The sequence below is a fragment of the Dellaglioa sp. CoH-55-MRSF-6 genome, from assembly GCF_056782215.1.
On record NZ_JBXAYJ010000042.1, the window covers coordinates 1 to 276 of the forward strand.

A 276-nucleotide genomic window follows, 5' to 3' on the forward strand; every position below is an offset into this window, starting at 1 on the left:
GGCAGGGGCCGATGCCGCCGATCGGCGAGTGACGAGGCGCTGATGCCGCGCGCCGCCGGCGTTACGCGTCGGCCTGCGCGTGGTGTGTGCCGCGAGACGGGTGATAGCCGCCCCAGCGATTCGCACGGGCGAACGTGCCGACGTCGTTGAAGCGCACGCCGACTTCGCGCAGCGCCGCGTGCGCGGTGCGGGCGGTCAGTTGCCGGATGTAGAACGGATCGCGCACCACGAAGTGATGGATCGCGTGCGTGCTGCCGAAATTGAAGCAGAACAGCT

Annotated in this window: 1 protein-coding gene; it reads right to left on the reverse strand. The window is 69.6% G+C overall.

The window, feature by feature from the left end; all coding sequences use genetic code 11:
• Positions 1–61: 61 nt before the first annotated feature.
• Positions 62–276 (reverse strand): hypothetical protein (locus AC1RPK_RS07720; protein WP_481769350.1); only part of this gene is annotated, 215 nt, incomplete at its 5' end.